Annotated in this window: 16 protein-coding genes; 10 read left to right on the top strand and 6 right to left on the bottom strand. The window is 52.5% G+C overall.

Annotation, left to right across the window (positions count from 1 at the left end; translation table 11 throughout):
- Positions 1-52 precede the first annotated feature (52 nt).
- Positions 53-1,366 carry an SAM-dependent methyltransferase gene (locus tag ATG98_RS21310; protein WP_098424335.1) on the top strand — a complete coding sequence of 438 codons (1,314 nt, stop codon included), beginning with the start codon at positions 53-55 and terminating at the stop codon, positions 1,364-1,366.
- Positions 1,367-1,384: 18 nt separating this feature from the next.
- Positions 1,385-2,509 (top strand): NAD(P)/FAD-dependent oxidoreductase, encoded by a 1,125-nt coding sequence (locus ATG98_RS21305; protein ID WP_098424334.1) that lies wholly within the window; start codon positions 1,385-1,387, stop codon positions 2,507-2,509.
- A gap of 102 nt (positions 2,510-2,611) precedes the next feature.
- Here the strand turns inward: ATG98_RS21305 and ATG98_RS22650 are convergent, their stop codons facing one another.
- From ATG98_RS22650 to gap, 3 genes are all read right to left on the bottom strand, one after another.
- On the bottom strand, positions 2,612-2,968 hold the full coding sequence (locus ATG98_RS22650; RefSeq protein WP_228706233.1) for a DUF2141 domain-containing protein: 357 nt from the start codon (positions 2,966-2,968) through the stop codon (positions 2,612-2,614).
- Between the two features lie 458 nt (positions 2,969-3,426).
- On the bottom strand, positions 3,427-4,875 hold the full coding sequence (gene pyk, locus ATG98_RS21295) for a pyruvate kinase (RefSeq protein WP_098424333.1): 1,449 nt from the start codon (positions 4,873-4,875) through the stop codon (positions 3,427-3,429).
- 68 nt (positions 4,876-4,943) lie between these two features.
- On the bottom strand, positions 4,944-5,948 hold the full coding sequence (gene gap, locus ATG98_RS21290; RefSeq protein WP_098418926.1) for a type I glyceraldehyde-3-phosphate dehydrogenase: 1,005 nt from the start codon (positions 5,946-5,948) through the stop codon (positions 4,944-4,946).
- Between the two features lie 558 nt (positions 5,949-6,506).
- On the opposite strand from gap, the gene ATG98_RS21285 reads away from it, so the two are divergent.
- Positions 6,507-7,700 carry a porin gene (locus tag ATG98_RS21285; RefSeq protein WP_098421859.1) on the top strand — a complete coding sequence of 398 codons (1,194 nt, stop codon included), beginning with the start codon at positions 6,507-6,509 and terminating at the stop codon, positions 7,698-7,700.
- Positions 7,701-7,901: 201 nt separating this feature from the next.
- On the opposite strand, the gene glpD is transcribed toward ATG98_RS21285, so the two are convergent.
- Both glpD and ATG98_RS21275 read right to left on the bottom strand, forming a co-directional pair.
- Positions 7,902-9,398 (bottom strand): glycerol-3-phosphate dehydrogenase, encoded by a 1,497-nt coding sequence (glpD, locus tag ATG98_RS21280; RefSeq protein WP_098424332.1) that lies wholly within the window; start codon positions 9,396-9,398, stop codon positions 7,902-7,904.
- A gap of 178 nt (positions 9,399-9,576) precedes the next feature.
- Positions 9,577-10,335 carry a DeoR/GlpR family transcriptional regulator gene (locus tag ATG98_RS21275; protein WP_098418923.1) on the bottom strand — a complete coding sequence of 253 codons (759 nt, stop codon included), beginning with the start codon at positions 10,333-10,335 and terminating at the stop codon, positions 9,577-9,579.
- Positions 10,336-10,537: 202 nt separating this feature from the next.
- Here ATG98_RS21275 and glpK point away from each other — a divergent pair, with 202 nt between their 5' ends.
- Entirely contained in the window at positions 10,538-12,010 is a 1,473-nt protein-coding gene (glpK, locus tag ATG98_RS21270; RefSeq protein WP_098424331.1) for a glycerol kinase GlpK, read from the top strand.
- A gap of 34 nt (positions 12,011-12,044) precedes the next feature.
- On the opposite strand, the gene ATG98_RS21265 is transcribed toward glpK, so the two are convergent.
- Entirely contained in the window at positions 12,045-13,949 is a 1,905-nt protein-coding gene (locus ATG98_RS21265; RefSeq protein WP_098424330.1) for a sigma-54-dependent Fis family transcriptional regulator, read from the bottom strand.
- Positions 13,950-14,278: 329 nt separating this feature from the next.
- Here ATG98_RS21265 and ATG98_RS21260 point away from each other — a divergent pair, with 329 nt between their 5' ends.
- From ATG98_RS21260 to ATG98_RS21235, 6 genes are all read left to right on the top strand, one after another.
- Complete coding sequence (locus ATG98_RS21260) at positions 14,279-15,373, top strand: ABC transporter ATP-binding protein (RefSeq protein ID WP_098418920.1); 1,095 nt, start codon at positions 14,279-14,281, stop codon at positions 15,371-15,373.
- The gene (locus tag ATG98_RS21255) at positions 15,373-16,473 is read left to right on the top strand and encodes an ABC transporter ATP-binding protein (RefSeq protein ID WP_098418919.1); all 1,101 of its coding nucleotides are present in this window, start codon (positions 15,373-15,375) and stop codon (positions 16,471-16,473) included. Before ATG98_RS21260 ends, ATG98_RS21255 begins: the two co-directional genes overlap by 1 nt.
- Complete coding sequence (locus ATG98_RS21250) at positions 16,473-17,339, top strand: carbohydrate ABC transporter permease (RefSeq protein ID WP_098424329.1); 867 nt, start codon at positions 16,473-16,475, stop codon at positions 17,337-17,339. The genes ATG98_RS21255 and ATG98_RS21250 overlap by 1 nt, the downstream gene beginning before the upstream one ends.
- A 10-nt stretch (positions 17,340-17,349) precedes the next feature.
- Entirely contained in the window at positions 17,350-18,156 is an 807-nt protein-coding gene (locus tag ATG98_RS21245) for a carbohydrate ABC transporter permease (protein WP_007352626.1), read from the top strand.
- A gap of 11 nt (positions 18,157-18,167) precedes the next feature.
- Positions 18,168-18,443 (top strand): DUF2160 domain-containing protein, encoded by a 276-nt coding sequence (locus ATG98_RS21240; RefSeq protein ID WP_098424328.1) that lies wholly within the window; start codon positions 18,168-18,170, stop codon positions 18,441-18,443.
- A 230-nt stretch (positions 18,444-18,673) separates the two neighbouring features.
- Positions 18,674-20,422 carry an extracellular solute-binding protein gene (locus tag ATG98_RS21235; RefSeq protein ID WP_098424327.1) on the top strand — a complete coding sequence of 583 codons (1,749 nt, stop codon included), beginning with the start codon at positions 18,674-18,676 and terminating at the stop codon, positions 20,420-20,422.
- The last annotated feature ends 80 nt before the right edge of the window (positions 20,423-20,502 follow it).

Below are 20,502 nucleotides of genomic sequence, written 5' to 3'. Positions count from 1 at the left end.
GAGACGTACCGAACAAGTGAATGCCAGCAAGCATCAGGGAGCGAGAGGATCTATGAGCCAGAGCACCAGGAAAGCAGACACCCTGCAGGAGCAACCGTCTAACCGGCCCCATAAGTTATCTATAGCGGTTCCAGAGGAAGGCACGGATCGCAAGCCCCACAGTTACGAACGCTGGCTGATCGCGAAGTTGTTGAGAATGGCAGGCAATCCGCCCGTTCGCTTTCAGCTTTGGAATGACGAAATCATTGAATCGGACCTCATCATCGCCAGTTTTACCCTCCGGCTGGCCGATCCCAAAGCCCTCTATCAATTGGTCAGCAACCCCAACCTCGCCTTCGGTGACCTCTACAGCTCCGGGCGGTTAAAAGTTGAAGGGGATCTGTCAGACCTGATGACAGCGCTGTATCGAACTGTGCACAAAGCCAGGGAAAAGTGGCCAAAATGGCTTGAAGCTGCATGGCGCAACCATAACCCCCGCTCTACCAGCGTTTCAGATGCCAGGGAGAACATTCACCACCACTACGACCTTGGCAACGAGTTTTATAAGCTCTGGCTCGACCACGCCGAAATGCAGTACACCTGCGCCTACTACGAAAGCCCGGACCTGTCCCTGGAGCAGGCACAGCTGGCAAAGCTGGAACACGTTTGCCGGAAGTTGCGGCTCCAACCCGGCCAGACCGTGGTCGAGGCTGGCTGTGGATGGGGCGGCCTGGCACGGTATATGGCCCGCCAATACGGTGTCAAAGTCCACGCCTACAACATCTCTCGGGAGCAATTGGCCTTTGCGCGCGCGGAGGCTGAAAAACAAGGCCTGAGCCATCTGATCGAATACATTGAGGACGACTACCGTAACATCGAGGGCCAGTACGACGCGTTTGTTTCTATCGGCATGCTGGAGCATGTGGGCAAGGACCATTACGGCGAGATGGCCCGGGTGATTCGTCGTTCCCTTAAACCAGAGGGTATGGCGCTGCTGCACAGTATCGGTCGAAACCGCCCGATGTTGATGAATGCCTGGATTGAGAAGCGTATTTTCCCCGGCGCCTACCCACCCAGCATCGGCGAGTTCATGAGCATTTGTGAGAGCGGCGATTTCTCGGTGCTGGACGTAGAGAACCTGCGGTTGCACTACGCCGCCACCCTGGAGCACTGGATGAAACGATTTGAAAGTGTTCAGGACCAGGTCACCGAGCTGTATGACGCGCACTTCACCAGGGCGTGGCACATGTATCTGGCGGGCTCTACTGCGGCCTTCCGGGCGGGCTCTCTGCAACTGTTCCAGGTTGTGTTCACCCACGGGGATAACAACAACCTGCTCCCGACCCGCAAACATCTCTACAGCTTTCCCGCTGCGCCGGAGGCCTAGCAGATATGGAGCCCATCCATGGATCACTATGACATCATCGTTATTGGCGGCGGCCCTGCGGGATCAACCCTGGCCTGGTCGCTGGAAAAAAGCGGTAAACGGGTGCTGATAATCGACAAGCAGAATTTTCCGCGGGATAAAACCTGTGCTGGCTGGGTGACGCCGGCCGTGATGGATACGCTGGAAATCGATCAGGACGATTACGCCCGAGGGCGAACCTTACAGCCCATCAGTGCTTTCCGAATCGGTATGATGGGTCAGGCTCCTGTCGACAACGATCATGGTGAAACGGTCAGTTACGGTATTCGCCGCTGTGAGTTCGATGCCTATCTGTTGGACCGGGTGAGCGCCAGCAAGCAGTTGAACACTCCGGTTAAATCCATCGAGCAGAAAGGCCGCAACTGGGTGATCAACGACACCTTTGAAGCCCCACTATTGATTGGAGCGGGCGGTCATTTCTGTCCCGTCGCCAAAAAACTGGGACACGGCCCCGGCAGCCATGAAACCGTGGTAGCCGCAAAAGAAATCGAGTTCGAAATGACCCCCGCCCAGGCCAGCGCCTGCCAGGCCCGGGGCGATACACCGGAACTCTGGTTCTGCCGTGACCTGAAAGGCTATGCCTGGGTATTCCGCAAGGGCAACTTTCTGAATATCGGCCTTGGTCGTGAGGACAGTCACAAGCTGACGGATCACCTCAATGACTTTGTTGACGACATGAAAGCCCAGGGTCGCGTTCCCGCAGACCTCCCAGGGCGGTTCAAGGGTCATGCCTACCTGTTGTATGCGCACGCAGAGCGGCCGTTGGTAGATGACGGCGTAATGTTGATTGGCGATGCCGCTGGCCTCGCGTATACCCAAAGTGGCGAAGGTATTCGTCCCGCCATTGAATCGGCATTAATAGCCGCAAACGTGATCCGGCAAGTGTCTGATGTATCAGCCCGCAATCTGGAGCGATACGGCGAGGCGATTTCCGAGCGCTTTGGCACCCGCGCCCTGAACGATCAATCCAGCTGGCAAATCCCCGACTGGGTAAAGCTGCCCCTGGCCAGCGGCCTGATGCGGTCCCAGTGGTTTACACGCAAAGTGGTGACCGAAAAGTGGTTTTTGCACCAGCAAGTACCGCCGCTGGAGTCTGCACTGTAGTTTCCCTGCAGCCATCGCGGGCTCTGATGAGGCGAGCGTCGGATCGGGCATCACGTGAGAATGGGTCAGACCCCACATTTCACGGAACACGATAGGTGTAACTCAGTAATTCAAGCTGATGGTCAGATCTAAGTTTCCCCCTTCGTACGGAAAGCGGGCTGCTTCGAACGAAGGCGCACCCATGAAGGCGCTTGCACCGTTTGAAAACCCGTAGCCTTCCGTGGGGATTCCTATGCCGTTGGTGCCAAGCTTGCCGTCCATATTTTCATCATGAATGACGGCAAGGGAATAAGTCCCCGGCGGTATGTCTACAAAATCGCAACGCGCCTCCGTATCCTGCACCTTCGTCATTATGATATTGGTCGCTGACTGCAGAAACTCAGTAGGAAAGCCCTCTGACGTTTTGAAAAGCGCGCAAGCTACTGCTCCAGTGCTGTTCCTGATGTCCAGAATCTTCACGTGAATGCCAGGGCACGATGATTGCGCAAAGGTGATCGCGGGAAAAGTCGCCAATACTAGCACTGTCAACAATGCTACAAACCGAGCCCTCAGGGGTGGCAGCGTCACTGCGGGGTGCCTGACAGTGGAGGCCAACACGGACTTGCAATTAGTTGACTCACTCATGAGTTTCCTCTTAGGTCCGATTTTTGACGTTTTAGACATTATTTAATGTAATCGGGAAATTACTCAATTCCAAACGATAGTTCTTCTATAAGTAGGCGTCAATCGCTGGGAAACAGTATTTCATGAAGCTATTAGGTGTTTAGGATATCGGGCGTGTGTGGATAACCTCGTGTCCCCATTGCCGAGAAATTCGGACTAGGCTCAGCTCACGCTTAAAGTTCACGCGGCAAGACTTTGAAACGCTAAAAAACGCCAGCAAGCTGGCGTTTTTTAATTCTGAATAACCCGCATTTTTAATGCAGGTGTTCACCTACCCGCAGAATTTGCATGGAGTTGGTGCCGCCTTGGGCATTGGTAAAGTTGCCTTTGGTGATGATAACCAGATCGCCGTCTTTCACCACGCTTTGCTTCACCAGTTCCTCAACCGCCTGGTTATTGGTGTCTTCCGCCGCAAAGTTGGCGGCATCAAAGGGCACGGTTTGCACGCCACGGTACATTACTACCCGGTGCTGGGTGGTGTGATGGCGTGAAAACGCGTAAATCGGCAGGCTGGACTTGATGCGAGACATCAGTCGCGGGGTTGCACCGGTTTCGGTCAGGCAGATGATCGCGGCTATACCGTTCAGGTGATTGGCCGCGTACATAGTAGAAAGAGCAATGGCTTCATCTACCCGACCCATGGATTCGTGCATCCGGTGTTTGGACTGGTGCATGGAAGGGTGTTTCTCCGCACCAATACAAATTCGTACCATGGCGGATACCGCTTCCACCGGATAATCTCCAACAGCGGTTTCTGCCGACAACATCACGGCGTCTGTGTAATCCATCACCGCGTTAGCCACATCCGACACTTCGGCGCGGGTGGGCATGGGGTTGGTGATCATCGACTCCATCATCTGGGTGGCGGTAATCACCGCGCGGTTAAGAATCCGCGCGCGCTGAATAATGTGCTTTTGCACACCGACCAGTTCGGCATCGCCGATTTCCACTGCCAGATCGCCGCGGGCAACCATGACCACGTCAGACGCTTCGATGACCGCATCCAGTGCGGCGTCATCGTGGGCCAGCTCGGCGCGTTCAATTTTTGCCACCAGCCCCGCTTCAGAGCCGACTTCTTTCAGCAAACGACGGGCCGTGTGCATGTCTTCGGCGTTGCGAACGAAAGAAACAGCAACATAATCCGCGCCCAGTTTGGCGGCGGTAACGATGTCTTGCTTGTCTTTCTCGGTCAGGGCCTCAGCTGACAGGCCGCCACCGCGCTTGTTCAGACCCTTGTTGTTAGATAGGGGCCCACCGATCAGAACCGTGGAAGTGATGCTGTGATCGTCTACCGCGTCTATTTGCATTTCGATGCGGCCGTCGTCCAACACCAGAATGTCACCGGGTTTTACATCGCGAATCAGCTGTTCGTAATCGATGCCGACGCAATCGGAGGTGCCAGCGTCTTTGTCCATGGTGGCATCCAGCACAAAGGTTTGGCCGGCGGTCAGGGTGACTTTATTGTCGCGAAAGCGGGCAATGCGCAATTTTGGCCCTTGCAGGTCGGCCATGATAGCGACAAAACGGCCCTGGGCCTTGGCGGTGTCGCGCACCAGGCGCGCGCGCTTTTCATGATCTTCCGCCGTGCCGTGGGAAAAGTTCAGGCGGGTAACGTCGACACCTGCAGCAATAATAGCGCCCAAAGATTCGGGGCTGTCGGTAGCGGGACCAAGGGTGGCAACAATTTTTGTACGCCGGAGCATAGTGGGTGTCCTATTAGTATGTGAAGGTGTTTCGCTTCCGCGATCAGGCTGGTTGTCGGCTTGTGGCTTCACTGGCTGGCTTTGATCAGTGCAGCAGCATTATCCAGCATTCGGTTCGAGAAACCCCACTCATTATCATACCAAGCCATGACTTTTACATGACGCCCGATCACGCGCGTGTGGTTGGCATCAAAAATACTCGAACGCGCGTCGTGGTTAAAATCAACGCTGACCAGTTTTTCCTGGTTATACCCCAGTACGCTGTTTTTGTCAGCCGCGGATTTTACCGCTGCGTTGACTTCCTCTACGGAGGTGTCGCGGTTCGCGATAAAACCAAAGTCGACCAGCGATACATTAATGGTCGGCACACGAATCGCCAGGCCGTCCAGCTTGCCGTTCAGTGCCGGAATGATTTTACCAATCGCGGCGGCCGCACCGGTTTTGGTAGGGATCATCGACTGGGTGGCCGAGCGCGCGCGGTACAGGTCTGAATGGTACACGTCGCTCAGATTCTGGTCGTTGGTGTAGGAGTGAATGGTGGTCATCAATCCGCTTTCAATTCCGACCGCGCTGTTCAAAGCTTCGGCGATGGGTGCCAGGCAGTTAGTGGTGCAGGAGGCGTTGGAAATAATGTGATGGTCGGCGTTCAGAATCTGGTCGTTTACACCGAAAACCACCATAGCGTCGGCGTCTGGGCTGGGTGCAGAAATAATCACCTTGCGGGCGCCAGCTTGTAAATGCTTTGCGGCTTTTTTCCTCGTGGTGAACAGCCCCGTGCATTCCAGTACTACGTCTACGCCCAGTTCTTTCCACGGCAGGTCGGCGGGGTTGCGGATTGCGCTGATGGCAATGCGGTCGCCGTTTACGCTGAGGGAGTCGGCATCGTGGCTTACGTCGGCAGCAAAGCGCCCGTGAACACTGTCATACTTGAGCAGGTGAGCGTTGGTTTCGGCATCGCCCAGGTCATTAATAGCGACCACCTGCATCTGCTCGCGATAATTGTTCTCGTAAAGAGCGCGAAGCGTGTTGCGGCCAATGCGGCCAAACCCGTTAATTGCGATTCGGATGGTCATATTCTTACTCCTGAACGGATGGTTTTTATTCGGAAATATACCTGATGTAGTAAATGTATCAACAAAACGCAAAAAAATGAACACTGAAACCCGTAAAATGTTAGAAATCGAACGTAAAACTACGTTCATAGCCGAAATAATCAAAATGAACCTGGCAGCATCTCATCACGGCCATGACCGTGAACTGTTTGGTTGGATGCGCTGCGGCTATGTTTGTTTTCGCACAAAACTATTTAAAACGCGTTATTAGTAAGTTCGCTAACGAATTTATTTCAATTTTTTTAGTTTTCGATAAGTACTTATAGAACAATATTTTAATGTGATTTCATGGGCAGTTAGCGCATCTAAAGTCACGCAAAGCGAAAATAACTTCGATCAAAACTTTCCATTTTGTCATTCGAGGGTTAGATTTGTTGTGTTCCGAATATTCTGATTAAAAACGAAAGCACAATATTCGTTCACGAATCGGGCTGTTGTGCTTGCACCCAAGGGAGCGCCGCCGGCGCTGCAACGGTACAGCAGCTTGAGATCTGGCACTAATAACAACAGGAAGCTGACATGATCGATAAAAACGCATTTGCGGATACTCCCAGCCGTCGTCCACTACGCAAGGCGCCTTTGGCGGCTGCGCTGTCACTTATGGTAGCAGGGATGGCCTCACCGGCAATGGCGGAGGTTTCATTTGAATCTGATAACGGTTGGAAAGTGGGTGTTAATGGCCACTTGCCGGTTTTTGCTGTTTTTGGCAATTATGACGAACCGACTGACGAAGATTCATTTACTATCACCACAGGTTTTAATCCGGCAACACTGCAAACCAACATTTACGCTCCGGAGATGAACGGTCTTCAGGTGTCTGGCCACTTCCAGATGAATGCTAACCTAGCGCCGGGTGATGCGGACGACGATTTCCGTAGCCGGGTGTCTGAAATTGCTGTAGCTGGTAACTTTGGTACCGTTAACATCGGTAAGGGTTTTGGTATTTTCGGAACACCAGCTATCGGTGATAACGGCAGCGGTTTGGGTGTCGGTTTGATCGGTGGCCCGGACACAGATACAGCCACTGCTGGGCGCATCGGTAACGGCTATTTCTATGCGAACTTTACGCCGCGAGTGATCTACACATCGAATGATTTTGGTGGCCTGCAATTTAAAGTGGGCTTATTCAGCCCGTCGAAGTTAGGTGATAAGGATGTTCCGGCAGCTCTTGACGCAAATAATCTGACACCAGCTGAGCAGGCTGCTATTGATGGGTTTAACAGTGCTGAATACACCATGCCGCGTATTGAGGCCAATGTGGTTTACACTGCAGACAACTTCTCGTTATGGTCTAGCGGTTTTACTCAAGACATAGACTTTAGAGCCGGTGGTAAAGACTACACCATGTCCGGTATTGACTTTGGTGGTTCTGTTTCATTGGGGGACCTGGCCGTTCGTGGTAACTACTCGATGACCTCAGGCACAGGTAACGCGGTATTTGCCAATCGCTTCGATCCTGACGAAGAAGATGCGAGCCAGTGGTACGTTGAGACAACGTATAAGATCAACAAGACCACGCTGGGCGTAAGCTACGGTGAAGGTGAAGATGACATCGTAGCCGGCAACGGTAACGACACGGATCTGACCATGTTGTTCGCTCGCTACGCAGCTACGGACAACTTCACTTTGTTGGCTGAGTACACGACTCTTGGCACAGGAAACGGTGAAGGCGAATACAACGCCATCATCTTTGGCTCACAGCTAACGTTCTAATGCCGATGGTTTGAAGAAGGAAGGGTTCTGTTATCAGAACCCTTCAAAGAAGTGGAAAAAGACTGAGTGGGGTTCTCAGTCTTTTTTTTTGCCTGAATTTTGTCTGAATATCAGGCAAAAAAAAGCTCCGGGCGGAACAATCCGGCCGGAGAAAAGTGCCTGAAAGAATACCAGGCACTGTGGTGGAGAAGGTTTACTGCTTTAAGCTGCTGCCCTGTCTGCCAGGTAGCTGTCCAATGCCTCAACTTCGCTGTCTGATGCGTAGAGTCCTTGCTTGGTGCGGCGCCAGAGGATGTCTTCGGAGGTCATGGCCCATTCGTTGTTGATCAGGTGCTCTACTTCTTTCTCATAGAGCGTGCCCACGAAGTGCTTGCCAAGATCGTCTACGCTAGCGCAGTTGCTCAGAATATCCCGTGAGGTTGTGCCGTAGGTGCGCACGTAGCGGCTGACCAGGTTTTCTGGCAACCAGGGATAGGTCTCATTGAGCGCAGCGGCCAGATTAATCTGGTTATCAAAGTCGCCACCCGGAAGTACGGCAGTCTTTGTCCAATGGCCCCGGTTGTTTTTGAAGAAGTGGCAAATTTTATCGGTGGCCGCTTCCGCCAGTTTGCGATAGGTGGTGATTTTGCCACCAAACACCGAAATCAACGGCGCTTTGTTTTTCTCTTCGCTGACTTCAAAGGTGTAGTCGCGGGAGGCTTTCTGTGCGTTCTCTTCTTCGCCGTCCATCAGCGGGCGCACGCCCGAATAAGACCAGACCACGTCAGAAGGTTTCAGCTGTCGCTTGAAGTGCTCGTTCACAATTTTTAGCAAATAGGTGGTTTCTTCCGGTGAGATTTTGGCCTTCTTCGGGTCGCCTTCGTATTCCACGTCAGTGGTGCCAATCAGCGAGAAGTTATCTTCGTAAGGAATCACGAACACAATGCGGTCGTCTTCGTTTTGAAGAATATAGGCTTCTTCTTCCTGGTTCAGGCGGGGTACAACAATGTGGCTGCCTTTTACCATGCGGATCATCTTCGGTGCCGGCATCGACAGGCTCTCGCCAAACAACGAGCTTACCCAGGGGCCAGAGGCGTTCACGATGCACTTGGCAGAAATTATCTGATCTGCGTTTGTGTCGGTGTCACGAAGGGTAATTTGCCATTCGTCGCGACCGCGTTCAGCGTTTACGCACTTGGTGCGAGTCAAAATGGTGGCGCCGGACTGCTGGGCTTTTTTAGCGGTCAGTATCACCAGCCGTGCGTCGTCTACCCAGCCATCAGAATATTCAAAGCCGCGGGTAATATCCGGTTTTAACGGACCGGACTCGTCAAAACGGATTGACTTGGAGCCGGGCAAAATTTCCCGCTTGGCCAAATGGTCATAAAGAAACAAACCTGCGCGAATCATCCACGCGGGGCGTAAGTGCGACCGGTGTGGCAAGCGGAAGCGCATGGGCCACATGATGTGAGGAGAATTGCGCAAAAGAGACTCGCGCTCGGCCAGTGCTTTTTGCACCAGGCGAAATTCATAGTGTTCCAGATAACGCAGTCCGCCGTGAATAAGCTTGCTGCTGCTGGATGACGTTGCCGAAGCTAAATCATTCATTTCGCAAAGCAGTACTTTCAAGCCTCGGCCGGCGGCGTCCATTGCGATGCCTGTACCATTTACGCCGCCGCCAACTACGACGACGTCATAACGTTGGTGATCTACAGTCATTGTCGGTCATCTCCTGATGCCATTGGAAAAGACGCTTTCTTGTTATGCGCACTTTTCAGTGTTCATACGCGCTACAAAGCGTATTATGCGAAAGCGAGATATATTCGTAAAGGAAAAAATAGAAAAAAAGCGAAAATAAAAGAAGATATGTATCCTAAAGCGGATTAGTCGACCAAAATCAGACTAAATGAAGGGTGACATCGTGCTCGGTGAGCAGCCGGGAGATTTCCGGGGGTGGTGTCTGGTCAGTGAACACGTGATCGGCCTGGGTGATGTTGCCTAACCGAACCATGGCATTGCGGCCAAACTTGGAGTGGTCCGCAGCCAGTAAAATTTGACCGGAATTGGCAATAATTGCTTGGGCGACTCGAACTTCGCGGTAATCAAAATCCAGCAGCGATCCGTCATTGTGAATGCCGCTGATGCCGATAATGCCAAAATCCATTTTGAACTGATTGATAAAATCTCGGGTGGCTTCGCCTACAATGCCTCCATCGCGACTGCGTACTTCGCCACCGGCGATAATAACGTGGAAGTCCTCTTTGGCGGATAGAATAGAGGCGACATGCAGATTGTTGGTTACAATCTGCAAGTTGTTCTTTTCGAGCAAGGCTTTAGCAATGGTTTCGGTGGTGGTGCCAATGTTGATGAACATCGAGGAATTGTCGGGAATCAGCTTGACCATGGCTTCGGCGATACGCTCTTTGGCCTCTAGGTCCATAATTTTTCGGGCCTGATAATCGGTGTTGACCGTGCTTGAGTCTATGCCGGCACCGCCGTGATGGCGCCTTAGTTTTTTATGTTTGGCCAGCTCGTTCAAGTCCCGGCGAATGGTTTGCGGCGTTACTTTGAACTGGTCTACCAGCTGTTCGGTGGTTACAAACCCGTTGTGCTGGATCAGTTCCATAATCAAATCCTGTCGGCGCCGCTGTGCCATTCAACATCCTCCGTCTGGGTTCTTTACTATCTGAATGTGTGTTTGATTAAAAATACTACGAAAGTTTAGTCGTTTTCGATGGTTTATGCAGCTCTTCGAAGCTTATGGATGTTTACGGCCTGCGGATAAAGGCGAAACTTCTTGGCATTTATGTTCAAAAAAGTAAAAATACGAACAAATAAGAAAACGAGGTCTACAAAAAATGAGTCAATACATACTTTCCATAGATCAGGGAACCACCAGTTCCCGCGCCATTCTTTTTGATTTGAACGGCAATATTCATGCGGTACGGCAGCAGGAGTTCCCCCAGCATTTTCCCGACAGTGGTTGGGTAGAGCATAAGCCGGCAGACATCTGGTCAACGGTGAAAAGTACCTGCGATGAGGTGATGGCAGAAGAATTTGGTGCAGATGACGAAGTGGTCGCGGTGGGTATTACCAATCAGCGTGAGACCACCATTATATGGGATCGGAAAACCGGCGAGCCGGTTTATAACGCGATTGTCTGGCAGGATCGGCGAACCGCCGCTTACTGCAAAACCATGAAGTCGTCCAGCCACGAACCCGCAGTGCATAGCAAAACCGGACTGTTAATCGACCCGTATTTTTCTGCCACAAAAATCCGCTGGATACTGGAAAATGTGCCCGGTACGCGGGAGCGGGCAGAACGTGGGGAATTGGCTTTTGGAACCGTTGACAGTTTTCTGTTGTGGAAGCTCACCGGGGGGCAGGTACACCGCACCGACGCCACCAACGCCAGTCGCACTTTGCTGTTTAATATTCATACTCAGCAGTGGGACGAAGAGCTACTGGAATTATTCGACATTCCTGCATCCTTGCTGCCCGAGGTGATGGATTCGTCAGACGATTTTGGCAAGATCACAGAAGGCGGCGCTTTGAATGGCGTGTCTGTTATGGGCGTTGCCGGCGACCAGCAGGCGGCATTATTCGGCCAGACCTGTTTCGAAGTCGGGATGGCGAAGAGTACCTACGGCACCGGTTGTTTTCTGATGCTCAATACCGGCGACAAAGCGCTGCAATCCGAGCATCGATTGCTGACAACCGTCGCCTACCGTCTGAATGGTAAACCGACCTATGCGATAGAAGGCAGCATCTTTATTGCCGGGGCAACCATTCAATGGCTGCGCGATGGTTTGCAACTGATTAGCGACGCCTGCGAGGCCGAGCCGCTGGCGGAAGGTACGCCGGTAGATCACGGAGTTTATTTAGTGCCGGCGTTTACCGGGCTTGGCGCCCCTTACTGGGACCCTGACGCCCGCGGCGCCATTTTTGGCCTGACTCGTGATACCGGCATCAAGGAAATTGTGACCGCCGGATTGCAATCGGTGTGTTATCAGACCAAAGACCTGCAAAAGGCTATGGAGAAAGACGGCATTCGTCCGATTACCCTGCGGGTAGATGGCGGCATGGTTAAAAACAACTGGGTTATGCAGTTCCTCGCCGATATCCTGGGGGCCACAGTTGATCGGCCTTCGTTGGTGGAAACCACAGCTCTAGGCGTAGCCTATTTAGCGGGTTTAAAAGCTGGCGTTTACGGTTCGCTGGAAGAGCTTGCCGATTTATGGCGCTGCGACCGCCGCTTTGAACCAGTAATGTCAAAGGCAGATCGCGACCGTTTGTACGCCGGCTGGATTCAGGCGGTGCACAAGCTTTAATTGAAGCGGGCATTACAAACCTGGGTTGCGCGCGCTAGCGCACCCCCAGCTCCCGCAGACGCTTGTAGAGTGTGTTGCGGCTGATTGACAGCTCCCGCGCTGCGCTGGAAATGTTGCCCATGCATTTTTGATAGACCTGCAATGTGTGACCAAAGGGTTCTGGCGCGGCTTTTTTCAGTTCGCCAAACGTGGCCTCCGAGCCGCTTTCGCCGGTGGCGGAGGTCACTGCGTCTGACAGGTTTCCGGTAGCGGTAGAGTCAAGCTGTGCCAAAAAATCGGCGGGCAGATGCCATATCTGGAGATCTTCGCCGTCGGCAATGGCAACAGCGACCCTGACCACATTGACCAGTTGGCGGATATTTCCGGGCCACGGGTGATTGGTCAGTGCTGCCAGAATCCGGGGCGACAGTGCCTCGCTTTGCACTGGGTCGCGGTATTGGCTGTAAATATGTTGCACCAGCTTTTGTTTATCAGTGCGATCACGAAGTGCTGGCAGTTCGACACACAATCCGTTGATGCGATAGTAAAGGTCTGCACGTAATTGGCCCGACTCAACGTGCAAGGCCGGTGCTCGGTTGGTGGCTGTTATCAGCAGAATATCTACCGCAATACTGTCGGTGGCGCCAACCGGTGTTACCACTCGTTCCTGAAGTACCCGCAATAACCTGGATTGTGCCGATAATGGCATTTCGCCAATTTCATCCAGAAACAAAATGCCTTTGTGAGCTTTACGAATGAACCCCAACGAACCTTGCGCCCGTGCTCCGGTAAAGGCGCCGGCTTCGTAGCCGAACAGTTCCGATTCCACCAGCTCCGGCGGGATAGCCGCGCAATTAACGGCAACCAACGCCTGCTCTCTGCGCTGTGTGGCCTGATGCAGGGCTTTAACCAGCACTTCTTTGCCAACCCCGGTTTCTCCGGTAATCAGCACTGGCACGCCGCGCTCCAACACTTTAAGGCTTTGTTCGGCGCAGCGGCGAACGGTTGCGTCGCCGTATTCGAGGGTTGAAAAGTCGGCGCTGTTCGTCTGTGTCGCCTTGGTTTGTCGTGCTACTAGATCATCCTCGGAGGGCGACTTTACCTGGACAACAGTGGGTCGCTGGACCTTCGCACTCAAACGTACTCGATTTTTAGTGCTGAGCTGCAACGCAGATTGCGGTGGGTGCCCAAGAATGTGATTGCGATGGGTCGTGAACAGGTCGTCCAGCCGAACCCCAACGGTCGTCTTACTTAACAGTTGATCAGCACGCTGATTGCTGGCCACGACACGCCCCAAGTCATCGCAAATCAGTATACCGGACCAGGGGCTGTCGAAGTTGTCTGCGGTGGTACTGAGTGTCAGCAGGAAGTGGTCCCGCTCAAATTGCCGCTTTAGCAGGCGATTGTCTACCGACTGCGCCAGCAACCGAACCACGCCCAGAGTGTGAGCCTGGGGCAGGTAGGCGTCACTGAATACGCTGAGTACGCCAACCAACTGCTTGTGTGCGTCAAAAATAGGCGCGGCAGAGCCAATCATGCTGCGATTGAGTTTTAAAAAGTGTTCGTTGCGCTGAATCTGCACCGCTTTGTTGGCGGCAATCGCAGTGCCTATGGCGTTTGTACCACAGCGCTCTTCCTGCCAGTTTGAGCCTTGCTGGAACCAGGGTTTTAATTGTGCCCCGGTAATACGCTCGTCACCCCAGCTTTTGAGCACTGTTGCGTGCCGGTTTGCCAGCAGAATCAGGCAGCGACTGCTGGAGAGTACATTTCTATAGTAGGGCAACACTTCGGCTTCGGTACTGGCGAGTAGTTCGTGGTATTGGCGTTCCAGCTCTTCTACCTGTGCCGCGCCGGGTGCCGGTGGTGTGGGTTCGAAGTCGTGATCAAGGCCCCAGGCGATGCAGCGATCCCAGGATTGTTCGACCAAACTGCGTTCATTTTCATATTCGGTATTTTTCATTAAGCCGCATCTCTGTGTTCGTTTTGGAGTTATTTGGTGCCGATGTGCGAGGCGGATTGTTCATTGTTGCACTGAATACTGTTCAATCATCTGTATAAATGTTGTTGAGGTCAATGTTCAATTTGAACAAAGTAGTGTTAAGCGAACATGTTTTGTTTCGGTTTAGAAAGTATGGTGATAAAAAAATTCCATATGAATCAATTATATAAGTATTTTTACGTAGAATTGCTAAAAGCTGGTACAGCCTTTGCGTTGCCTATTTCGCAACCGAAAGATCGGGCGCGATCATTTGCCCAGACGTGTTTCCACAAGAACAACAAGGAATAGATATGTCCTTAACTCTGGAGAACCTCTCCCATAGGGTCGACGGTGTCGACTTTATCCGGGATGCCAATCTCACCTTTCAGGCTGGCTCTTTTAATGTGCTGCTAGGCCGAACGCTCTCGGGTAAAACCTCGATGATGCGTTTGATGGCCGGACTCGATACACCAACCGAAGGTCGATTGATCTTCAACGGCCGGGATGTAACCGGCCAGAGCGTGCAAGCCCGGAATGTCTCGATGATTTATCAGCAGTTCATCAACTACCCAGGCATAACGGTGTATGAAAACATCGCCTCGCCTTTGCGCCTGGCGAAAATGGCTGAGTCTGAGATTGACCGCCGGGTGAAAGAAACCGCGGCCATGCTGCAGATTAGCCCCCTTCTGAAGCGCTATCCCCTTGAACTTTCCGGTGGCCAGCAACAGCGTACGGCGATGGCGCGGGCGTTGGTAAAAGATGCCACATTGGTGCTGTTCGATGAACCCTTGGTCAACCTTGATTACAAGCTGCGGGAAGAACTGCGGGCCGAATTGCGCGACCTGTTCCGTGAACGCCAGTGTATTGCGGTATACGCCACCACGGAAGCCAACGAAGCCTTGGCGTTGGGCGGCACAACCACGCTGTTGCATGAAGGCAGTGTGATTCAGAACGGTCCGGTTATGGATGTGTATCGGTCACCGGTAAATACCCTGGCCGCGCAGCTGTTCAGTGAACCGCCTATGAATATGATCCGCGGACGCGTGACAGACACCGAAGTAACGTTTGACGAATACTCCCACCATGCTTTGACTCAGGAATTGTCCAAACTGACGCCAGGCGATTACTGGTTCGGGGTTCGCCCGAGCCACATTGCTCTGGTGCCGGCTAACGACGACGATCTTGAAATATCAATGGAAGTAGCGCTGAGCGAAATCAGCGGTTCGGAAACGTTTATACACATCGAAAACAGCCATTTTGAAATGGTGATGCAGCTGATGGGTGTTCACCAATACCACACCGGTGCCCCGGTTAAGGTTTACCTGCCAATCAACAAGCTGTTCGTTTTCGATAGCGCCGAAAAGTTGGTGCACACACCATCGCGGATATCAGGAGGAGCTGTCTAATGGCTGAAATTCAATTGAAATCACTGGCTCACAGCTACAGCGATACGCCTGGCGGGCCAGAAGACTATGCGATTCGCCATCTCGACCACGTTTGGCACGAAGGCGGCGCCTACGCTCTGCTAGGGCCATCTGGTTGCGGCAAAAGCACCATGCTGAATATCATTTCCGGCCTGGTTCAGCCCTCTGAAGGTGAAGTGCTGTTTGACGGTAAGCGGGTCAACGAGCTGTCGCCGCGGGATCGTAACATCGCCCAAGTGTTCCAGTTTCCGGTTGTTTACGACTCTATGACTGTGTTTGATAACCTGGCATTTCCGTTAAAGAACAACAAAATACCGAAGTCACGCATCAAGGCGCGGGTGCAAGAAATTGCCGAAGTGCTGGAAATTGAAGACAAGCTGTACAAGAAAGCTAAAAATCTGACCGCCGATGAAAAGCAGAAAGTGTCCATGGGGCGCGGCCTGGTGCGGGAAGACGTGTCGGCCATTCTGTTTGATGAACCGCTGACGGTGATTGATCCCCAGTTGAAGTGGAAGCTGCGGCGTAAACTGAAGCAGATTCACGAGCAGTTTGATATCACTATGGTGTACGTCACCCACGATCAGCTGGAAGCGTCTACATTTGCCGACAAGATTGCGGTGATGTACGGCGGCCAGATTGTTCAGTTCGGTACGCCCACCGAGTTGTTCGAGCAGCCCAACCATACCTTTGTTGGTTATTTTATTGGCAGCCCGGGCATGAACCTGGTTGAAGTAGAGCGCAGCGCCGCAGGGGTTCGTTTCAGGTCTACTCAGGTGGACCTGGCGCCATGGCAGGTCGAGCTGTTGAAACGCCTCACATCCAAAAACATCAAAATCGGGATCCGTCCGGAATTTATCGAGTTGTCTCCGACTGCTTCGGACGACACCTACGAGGCCGAGATCCTGGATATGGAAGACCTCGGTACTTATAAAGTTATCACCGTACGGCTGGATCAGCAGGAGATGAAAGTGCGGATGAACGAAGAGTTTGAGGGTGCCATTGGCAGCCGCACGTACCTTTCGTTCCCGCAGCAGTGGCTGAAGCTGTATGTCGATGAATTCCTGGTGCAGGAGCAACAATAATGCAAAAAATCCATAATAATCGCGCCTGGTGGCTGGTGCTGCCGGTATTTTTGCTGGTCGCCTTTTCAGCGTTGATTCCGCTAATGACCGTTGTGAACTATTCAGTGCAGGATATTTTTGGCCCCGGACAGGCATTTTTCGTCGGTACCGAGTGGTTCAGAGAGGTGCTGGGTGACGAGCGCTTGCAGGATTCCCTGATTCGCCAGTTCATGTTTTCCGGCGCTGTGCTGCTGATTCAGATTCCTTTGGGTATCGGCGTTGCGCTGATGATGCCGAAGTCTGGCATTAAAGGTTCCTTGTGTCTGATTCTGATCGCTATTCCGCTGCTGATTCCCTGGAACGTGGTAGGCACCATCTGGCAGGTTTTCGCCCGTGGTGACATTGGCCTGTTTGGTTGGGGTCTTAACGAGCTCGGCTTTGACTACAACTACACCGGCAACACCGTTGATGCCTGGTTAACGGTTCTGTTGATGGATGTGTGGCACTGGACTCCGCTGGTAGCGCTGCTTTGCTACTCGGGCCTGCGCGCCATCCCGGAAGCCTTTTATCAAGCAGCTGAAATTGACCGCGCCTCTAAATGGGCAGTGTTCCGTTACATCCAGCTGCCACGGTTGAAAAGCGTGTTGATCATTGCGGTGCTGTTGCGCTTTATGGACAGCTTTATGATTTACACCGAGCCGTTTGTATTGACCGGCGGCGGGCCTGGTAGCTCGACCACGTTCTTGAGCCAAACATTGACCACTATGGCCATTGGACAGTTCGACCTGGGGCGCGCATCTGCTTTCTCGCTGATCTACTTCCTGATTGTGCTGTTGATTTCGTGGCTGTTTTTTACCGCCATCACTCAAGATGACAAAGAAAAATAAGGAGAGTGAGATGAAACAAAGTCGTTTCAAAAACGTAGGGATCACCCTTTTTATAGCGTTTGTACTAACTCCGGTTTACTGGTTGTTGAACATGTCGTTCAAAACAAACCAGGAAATTCTGGGCGGCCTTACACTGTTTCCAAGAACGTTCACCCTTGACAATTATGCGGTCATTTTTAGTGATCCTAGTTGGTACAACGGTTATCTGAACTCGATGACGTATGTGGCCATGAACGTGGTCATCACGTTGCTGGTGGCGCTGCCGGCGGCTTACGCATTCAGCCGCTACAAGTTCCTGGGCGACAAGCATCTGTTTTTCTGGCTGCTGAGTAACCGGATGGCGCCGCCTGCGGTATTTCTGTTGCCATTCTTCCAGCTGTACTCGTCAATTGGTCTGTTCGATACACACATTGCCGTTGCACTGGCGCACTGTTTGTTCACCGTACCTCTGGCGGTGTGGATTCTGGAAGGTTTTATGAAAGGTGTCCCACGTGAATACGACGAGATGGCCTTTATTGACGGTTACAGCTTTCCAAGGTTCTTTATCAAAGTGTTCCTGCCGATGATTCGTTCTGGCATCGGCGTAACCGCATTCTTTACCTTTATGTTTTCGTGGGTAGAACTCTTGCTTGCCCGCACTCTGACATCTGTGGACGCTCAGCCTATTGGCGCCATCATGACGCGGACCATAGGGGCCAGCGGTATTGATTGGGGTGTGCTGTCGGCAGCGGGTGCTCTGACGATTATTCCCGGCATATTGGTGATTTGGTTTGTTCGTAACCATGTGGCCAAAGGCTTCGCTCTCGGACGCGTATAAGGAGAACACTGATGATTGACTGGATGAACTGGACCCCCACGGTGGTAATCTTTTTTGCGGTGATCGCTTCGATTCTCGCGGTTATGACCGTTTACGAAATTGTTTCGCCCTGTCGTGAGCGCAAAGGATTTCTGCCTATCGAAACCACTCGCGGCGACAGGCTATTTATTAGCTTGCTGTCAACTGCTTACATTCATCTGACTTTTCTGGCAATAAGCGATGTCAGTTTATGGGTTGCGTTGGCGGTGTCTGTGGCCTGGGCGGCGGTGCTGCTACGCTGGGGCTAACGAGACGAGACGAGAGCGTGACGTGATGTGATGTGAAATAGTGAAAATTGTTGGCCAAAAAGGTTGTAAAGAATTCGGAAACGAACTAACTTTGAGTTAATGATCGAAAACGATCATTAAGCGGTTCTCGAATACAACGTTTAATGACTCGAGTGCTGTAAGTGATGTTGATGTAAAATCGGAGCGCGGACTGGTCCCGCTCCATCCATAAAAAGTAAATGAGGTTGGGTATGTTCAAAAATAACAAACATCCTAAAACTCTTATACTCAGTGTCGCTATCGCCGCTGCCAGTATGAGTTTGAGCCTGCAAGCCTACGCCGATCAATATTCGGACGCCGCTGAAAAGTGGGTGAGTGAGTCATTCAAGAAGTCGACTCTCAGCAAAGAAGAGCAGATGAAGGAAATGGCTTGGTTTATTCAGGCTGCGGAAGAGTTCCGCGGAATGGAAATCAATGTGGTTTCAGAAACCCTTGCCACTCACGAGTATGAATCCAACGTTCTGGCTAAAGCATTCTCCGAAATTACCGGTATCAAACTGACCCATAGCCTGCTCCAGGAAGGCGACGTCATCGAGAAGCTGCAGACTCAGATGCAGTCTGGCCGTAACATCTATGACGCGTATGTAAACGATTCAGACCTCATTGGTACGCATTTCCGCTACGGAAAAGTGGAGTCCATTGACGCCATCATGAATGGCGCGGGTAAAGACCTTACTCTGCCGACTCTGGATCTTGAAGACTTTATAGGCCTGGACTTTACCACTGGGCCCGATGGCGTGCTTTATCAGCTTCCGACTCAGCAGTTCGCCAACCTGTATTGGTTCCGGGCTGACTGGTTTGAGCGTGAAGACCTGAAAAAGCAGTTTGCGGATCTCTACGGATATGATCTTGGTGTTCCGGTGAATTGGTCTGCGTACGAAGACATCGCGGAGTTCTTTTCGGTTCACGTTAAAGAAATTGATGGCAAGAAAGTATACGGCCACATGGACTACGGCAAGAAAGACCCGTCTCTTGGCTGGCGCTTCACCGATGCTTGGTTCTCAATGGCCGGTGGCGGCGACAAAGGCCTGCCTAACGGCTTGCCGGTAGACGAGTGGGGCATTCGGGTTGACGAGTGTCGCCCGGTCGGGTCTAACATGTCCCGCGGTGGCGCAACAAACGCCCCGGCAGCGGTTTACGCGACCACCAAGTACGTCGACTGGATGCAAAAGTACGCGCCGCCCGAAGCAACGGGTATGACCTTCTCTGAATCTGGCCCAGTGCCTGCCCAGGGCGCAATTGCCCAGCAGATCTTCTGGTACACGGCCTTCACCGCTAGCATGGTTGGAGAAGGACTGCCGGTTGTAAATGAAGACGGTACTCCGAAATGGCGTATGGCGCCTTCACCCCGTGGTCCTTACTGGGAAGAAGGCATGAAGTTGGGCTATCAGGACGTAGGCTCCTGGACGTTCATGAAGTCCACTCCTGAGAAGCGCCGCCTGGCGGCTTGGTTGTACGCCCAGTTCACGGTTTCCAAGACTGTTTCCCTGGAAAAAACCGTCGCTGGCCTGACGCCGATTCGCGATTCCGATCTCAACTCTGATTACATGTCAGAAATGGCGCCGAAACTCGGTGGTCTGGTTGAATTCTATCGCAGTCCGGCACGGGTTCAATGGACGCCAACTGGCACAAACGTTCCTGATTACCCGAAGCTGGCCCAACTGTGGTGGCAGTACGTTTCCCAAGCAGCCAGTGGCGAAGCGACTCCCCAAGAAGCTCTGGACGGCCTGGCCGATGCTCAGGATCGCGTCATGGAGCGCCTGGAGCGTGCCAACGTACAGGAAACCTGTGGTCCGAAGCTGAACGAGCCGCGTGACCCGCAGTACTGGCTGGATCAGCCGGGCGCACCCAAGCCCAAGCTGGCCAACGAAAAGGTACAAGGCGTAACCGTACCTTACAACGAACTGCTTAAAACCTGGGAAGACGCTCGTAAGAGCTAATTCCTGAAGACCGATGCCTGCCGCAGTCGAACATTTAGATTGCGGCAGGCATTTTACCGGTATCATGGTAAGTGTGGTCG

It is taken from the genome of Marinobacter sp. LV10R520-4 (assembly GCF_002563815.1).
Classification (GTDB): domain Bacteria; phylum Pseudomonadota; class Gammaproteobacteria; order Pseudomonadales; family Oleiphilaceae; genus Marinobacter.
This window is presented reverse-complemented; position numbering and strand designations above follow the sequence as displayed.

Bases quoted from the DNA above. Each gene is read 5' to 3' on its own strand.
- ATG98_RS21260 (WP_098418920.1), top strand. From the start codon at position 14,279: ATGTCCTTAACTCTGGAGAACCTCTCCCATAGGGTCGACGGTGTCGAC.
- ATG98_RS21305 (WP_098424334.1), top strand. From the start codon at position 1,385: ATGGATCACTATGACATCATCGTTATTGGCGGCGGCCCTGCGGGATCA.
- ATG98_RS21245 (WP_007352626.1), top strand. From the start codon at position 17,350: ATGAAACAAAGTCGTTTCAAAAACGTAGGGATCACCCTTTTTATAGCG.
- ATG98_RS21285 (WP_098421859.1), top strand. From the start codon at position 6,507: ATGATCGATAAAAACGCATTTGCGGATACTCCCAGCCGTCGTCCACTA.
- ATG98_RS21310 (WP_098424335.1), top strand. From the start codon at position 53: ATGAGCCAGAGCACCAGGAAAGCAGACACCCTGCAGGAGCAACCGTCT.
- ATG98_RS21235 (WP_098424327.1), top strand. From the start codon at position 18,674: ATGTTCAAAAATAACAAACATCCTAAAACTCTTATACTCAGTGTCGCT.
- glpD (WP_098424332.1), bottom strand. From the start codon at position 9,398: ATGACTGTAGATCACCAACGTTATGACGTCGTCGTAGTTGGCGGCGGC.
- glpK (WP_098424331.1), top strand. From the start codon at position 10,538: ATGAGTCAATACATACTTTCCATAGATCAGGGAACCACCAGTTCCCGC.
- ATG98_RS21255 (WP_098418919.1), top strand. From the start codon at position 15,373: ATGGCTGAAATTCAATTGAAATCACTGGCTCACAGCTACAGCGATACG.
- pyk (WP_098424333.1), bottom strand. From the start codon at position 4,875: ATGCTCCGGCGTACAAAAATTGTTGCCACCCTTGGTCCCGCTACCGAC.
- ATG98_RS21265 (WP_098424330.1), bottom strand. From the start codon at position 13,949: ATGAAAAATACCGAATATGAAAATGAACGCAGTTTGGTCGAACAATCC.
- ATG98_RS21240 (WP_098424328.1), top strand. From the start codon at position 18,168: ATGATTGACTGGATGAACTGGACCCCCACGGTGGTAATCTTTTTTGCG.
- gap (WP_098418926.1), bottom strand. From the start codon at position 5,948: ATGACCATCCGAATCGCAATTAACGGGTTTGGCCGCATTGGCCGCAAC.
- ATG98_RS21275 (WP_098418923.1), bottom strand. From the start codon at position 10,335: ATGGCACAGCGGCGCCGACAGGATTTGATTATGGAACTGATCCAGCAC.
- ATG98_RS21250 (WP_098424329.1), top strand. From the start codon at position 16,473: ATGCAAAAAATCCATAATAATCGCGCCTGGTGGCTGGTGCTGCCGGTA.